This is a genomic window from Caenibacillus caldisaponilyticus, assembly GCF_002003465.1.
GTDB classification, from domain to species: Bacteria; Bacillota; Bacilli; order Bacillales; family Sporolactobacillaceae; genus Caenibacillus; species Caenibacillus caldisaponilyticus.
The window spans coordinates 1-4,371 of sequence record NZ_BDDQ01000095.1 but is presented as its reverse complement, the minus strand read 5'-3'; the positions used below and the strand labels follow the sequence as shown (position 1 = coordinate 4,371).

The window sequence follows — 4,371 nt, the reverse complement described above, 5'->3', positions numbered from 1 at the left end:
TCCTGTTTGGCCAATAATTCGGAGAAATGGACATCATTGCAGTGCCGATATTTTTCACTTTGGCGGAGATTCAGGATTTTTTGCCGGATGTCTTCGGATAAGGCATGTGCAGGTTTTCGCCCCCGGTTTTTGTGAATGACTCCGTTTTCATCCTCCTCAAGGACTCGTTTTTTGAGGCGATAAACCTGACGAAGACTTAGCGATAACAATTCGGCAGCTTGTTTTCCCGTGATATACCCTTCGATCCATTGACGAATGACTTTGTAACGCTTCAATTCTTTTTTGCTCAATGGAATTCGCTCCTGTCTCATACTGACATTTTCACTGAAGCGTTACAATATGACAATATCACAGACGAACAACAGGAAAAAATAATCGGCCTTGACATATTGAAATTGTATTAATAAAATAAAGAAAAATATACGTAGTTTGAATTGTACATATAAAAAATTATCCGGAGGAAATAGCGATGAAAATATTTAATATTAATTTTAATTTAATCATGGCAAGTCAAATCTTTAATTTATTTGCAGGAGTTTTATTTAATGTAGCATTAATTTCCTATGTTTATAGTACTACCACTACGGTAAGTGGAGCTACTCTTGTATTAGTTGTAAGTACGTTGGGTTCGATCATAGGCGGATTTATTGCAGGTAGTTTTTTAGACAAAATTTCACATAAAAACGTAATGATTTTTTCCAGTTTCTTGAGTTTTTTGATCATGCTTATGTTATCAATAACTACAAGTGTTTTCGGACTAAATATATTTGCAATTTATATAGTGACCTTTCTTCTCAATGTTATAAGCAGTTTCTTCAAGCCGGCAAGACAAGCCATAGTTCCTAGTATTATAGAAAAATCTTTGCTTCTAAAAGCAAACAGTATTCTTTTAAGTACGATGCAAATTGTTTTAACATCTTCTTGGGTTGTCGCCGTACCAATTGCATCAATGTTAGGTGTAGAGATGTCAGTGTATACAATTTCTTTTGCCTATTTGATTTCCGGATTTTTAATTTACTTTATTAAAACTTCATACAGTGAAAAAGGCTTAGAAGAGCAAGATACAATCATTAACCAACTAATAAAAGGTATTAAACCTTTTAGGGAGAATAAAACGATTAAATCCATAACGATAATGGATATGATAGAAAACCTGGCTAATATTATTTGGGTTCCTACTTTTCTATTAGCTTTTACAGTTGAAGTGCTTCATTTAAATGAAGAATGGTGGGGATTCCAGGGAGCTGCGTATTTTTGGGGGATCATCATTGGTGGTTTACTGACTGCAAAGTACTCACTGAAAATTAAACAATTGGGCGGAAAAGTATTAATCTATGCCTCCCTTGCAGTTGCGATCGTTACATTGGTTTATGGATTAAATTCTTTTGCTTTATTAGCGGTTATTTATTCATTTTTAATTGGAATACCATCCCAGGTTCGAAATGTTATACAGGAATCTCTTATTCAAGAATATGCAGATAGGAGAGTTTTGGGAAGAGTTTTTGCCGTAAGAAATATCATCTTACAATCCATATATATAATAGCTTTAGTTGCAGGAAGCTATTTGGCAGATAAAATTGGCATGGTAAATATATTTTTAATCGGTGCTTTTATATATACTTTAGTAGCGTTATATGCCTTCATGTCCTCTACTATTAGAAATTTTAATCTTAATGAAAAAAATGAATCATCTTTAAGTTAGAGTAGAAAAATCCAACGGCTAAAATCATTTATTTAATATTTTAATTTAGGAGGAATTAATAAGTTGGTTGTAATAGAAAAAGATACTATCGTTGATGATTATCACGGTACAAAAGTATGTTTTTGGCAAGTAAATGAAAATGTCATATTAACGCGTCAGTGAATATGTCAATGACTTTGTAACGCTTCAATTCTTTTTTGCTCAATGGAATTCGCTCCTGTGGACCTCTGTCAATAGATTGGACACATAAAATCGAGAGAATTACGCAGTCGGATGAAACATACATTCGTATTGATTTGGAGTGAAATACCCTATAGAGGAGTGGATTCTTTTTCCATTATAGAAGCATGTGATGTACTCAAAAATCTTCTCCTTTGCTTCTCTCCTCGTTTTGAATTTATTCAAATAGACGAGCTCTTTTTTCAGCACACTATGAAACGACTCAATACAAGCATTGTCGTAGCAATTTCCCTTGCGGCTCATGCTGCCGGTCATGCCATATTGTTTCAAGCGTTGCTGATAGTCTGAGGATGCGTACTGGCTGCCGCGATCAGAATGATGCAGAACGTTCCCTTTGGGCTTCTGAAGGCGATACGCCTGATCCAGGGCCTTTAAACAAAGCTTCTTCGTCATTCGTTCGTCCATATGGAAGCCGACGATTTTGCGCGTGCAGAGGTCCTCCAAGCTGGAAAGATAAAGCCAACCTTCATCTGTTGGAATATACGTGATATCAGCCATCCAGACCTGATTCGGCTTCTCCGCTGCAAACGCCTGATTCAAGACGTTTTCCGAAACCGGCATGTTATGTTTCGAATTTGTAGTGGCCTTGTACTTCTTGACAGTGCGGGATTTCAATCCAAGTTCCTTCATGATGCGGGCAACGGTTTTCTGCGACACATGAACGCCCTGATGGTTCAAAGCGTTCCAAACCTTCGAGCTGCCGTATAACTGCCTGGAATCAAAGAAGATTCTGCGAATCAATTTCTCAAGTTGCTGACGACGTTTGCTTCGATTGCTTTCTTTGCGTTTCGTCCATTCGTAATAACCGCTTTTGGAAACGCCGAACAGAGAGCACATCTTCGCGACACGGAACTGCAAGCGGTGTTTGTGGATGAATGGATAAATCAGCGCCGGTCTTTTGCGAAGTAGTGCATGGCCTTTTTTAGGATTTCGTTCTCCTCTTCCAGATCGCGAATTCGCCTCTGAAGGTCACGTAGCGCTTTATCCTCCGGCTTAAGCTGTCCGCTTCCGGGGAAGGCTTGAGCTCCGCTACTCTTGAATTCGGCGATCCAGCGGTACAACGTGTTCTCATGCAATCCCATTTCTCGGGCTACCTGAGCCACCGTTTTCCCTTCTTCTTGGATGAGTCTTACGGTTTGAAGTTTGAATTCCTTGTCGTACTTTTTCGTCATTTCGGACACCTCGATTATGAATGCTTTTTTATTGTCGCACTCTCGGTTCTCCGTGTCCAATTTAAAGTCTAGCATCATTCGCTCCTGTCTCATACTGACATTTTCACTGAAGCGTTACAATATGACAATATCACAGACGAACAACACACGAAAAACTATGTGTAAAATATTTCTCGAGGCTATTTACTGAAAAAAAAAAGAGAAGGCGCTCTATCATTAATGTACGCTTACCAGGGCGAATACATTAAGAAAGAGGCCTTCCCATGGAGAAAATTATATCAAAAATATACGAACTAATAAAGAATACAGAAAATCTTATTGATCTAGAGGAACGTATCCAGTGGTTCATGTATGATGTCTTTTCGACTTTGTTAGGGGAAGTTTTCACAAAAATCGATCAAGCCATCGTGAAAAAGAAACAAGCTGAAGGTTGGACCGTCAAACGAAGAGATTCGAAGACCATTCAGTTCACGTTTGGTGCTGTTAATTTTCAACATACGTTAATGGGAGACAGAGAAGGACATCCACACTACGTTTTTGATGAATGGATCGGATTTCGGAAATATCAGCGTTTTAGTCCTTTGGTGGAAGTAAAGGTAGCCGAATTGGCCAGTGAATGTACCTACCGTGAAACGGCCCGAGTGTTACAAGAGTGGACGGCTGTTCACATCAGTCATCAAACAGTTGGAAGTATTGTAGAAAGGGTAGGAAAAGCGCAAGCCCAAGCAGATAAAGAAATGGTGGAAGAATTGGAAGAGGCGGCTTCCCTTTCGAAGGGGAAAGAAGTGGACATCTTATTTGCAGAAGCAGATGGAGTATTTGTTCATGGAACGGAGAAAAAAAGCATGGAAGTTCATCATGCGATTGTGTATGAAGGATGGGATATGAGTTGAGTCCGTAAAATTGTGTAAAAAGGAAATGTAAAAAGAGCCACGTTGCTTTCCCTTTGATAGAATGGACATTGACCAAAACAAAAAACAAAAAGGAGGAAAGCAACTATGGCTCAATACAATATTACAATAAGCGATGAAATCCTGCACGGGTTCTTGTCGCAAGATCAAGGACTGGCCAAACTGTTGGAACAGGTCTTGAATCAAATCCTTGAAGCCCAGTTAACGGATCAACTTGGCGCCGGCCGTTATGAGCGCACAGAGGAGCGAAAAGGCTATCGAAACGGGTCTTATCCCCGGCAATTGACGACTCGGGTGGGACGGTTGACCTTGCGCGTGCCGCGGACAAGGGATGGGGAGTTTTCCA

5 protein-coding genes are annotated in these 4,371 nt (G+C 39.4%); 3 read left to right on the top strand and 2 right to left on the bottom strand.

From position 1 onward, the window contains the following. On the bottom strand, positions 1–290 hold a 290-nt coding region (locus CCB157_RS16290), incomplete at its 3' end, for a helix-turn-helix domain-containing protein (RefSeq protein WP_143287118.1). A gap of 179 nt (positions 291–469) precedes the next feature. Here CCB157_RS16290 and CCB157_RS16285 point away from each other — a divergent pair. Then, positions 470–1,702 carry an MFS transporter gene (locus CCB157_RS16285; RefSeq protein WP_077616877.1) on the top strand — a complete coding sequence of 411 codons (1,233 nt, stop codon included), beginning with the start codon at positions 470–472 and terminating at the stop codon, positions 1,700–1,702. Positions 1,703–1,963: 261 nt separating this feature from the next. Here CCB157_RS16285 and CCB157_RS16280 read toward each other — a convergent pair. Next, a protein-coding gene (locus CCB157_RS16280; RefSeq protein WP_202970049.1) for an IS3 family transposase occupies positions 1,964–3,114 on the bottom strand; the annotation gives its coding sequence in 2 pieces (ribosomal slippage) (positions 1,964–2,859 and positions 2,859–3,114; 1,152 coding nt in all). A gap of 263 nt (positions 3,115–3,377) precedes the next feature. Between CCB157_RS16280 and CCB157_RS16275 the strand changes: the two genes are divergently transcribed. Both CCB157_RS16275 and CCB157_RS16270 read left to right on the top strand, forming a co-directional pair. Further along, positions 3,378–4,007: a UPF0236 family transposase-like protein gene (locus tag CCB157_RS16275; RefSeq protein ID WP_077616876.1), complete on the top strand. Its 630-nt coding sequence runs from the start codon at positions 3,378–3,380 to the stop codon at positions 4,005–4,007. Between the two features lie 105 nt (positions 4,008–4,112). Then, a partial coding sequence (locus CCB157_RS16270) for a transposase (RefSeq protein ID WP_193432262.1) occupies positions 4,113–4,371 on the top strand: 259 nt, incomplete at its 3' end.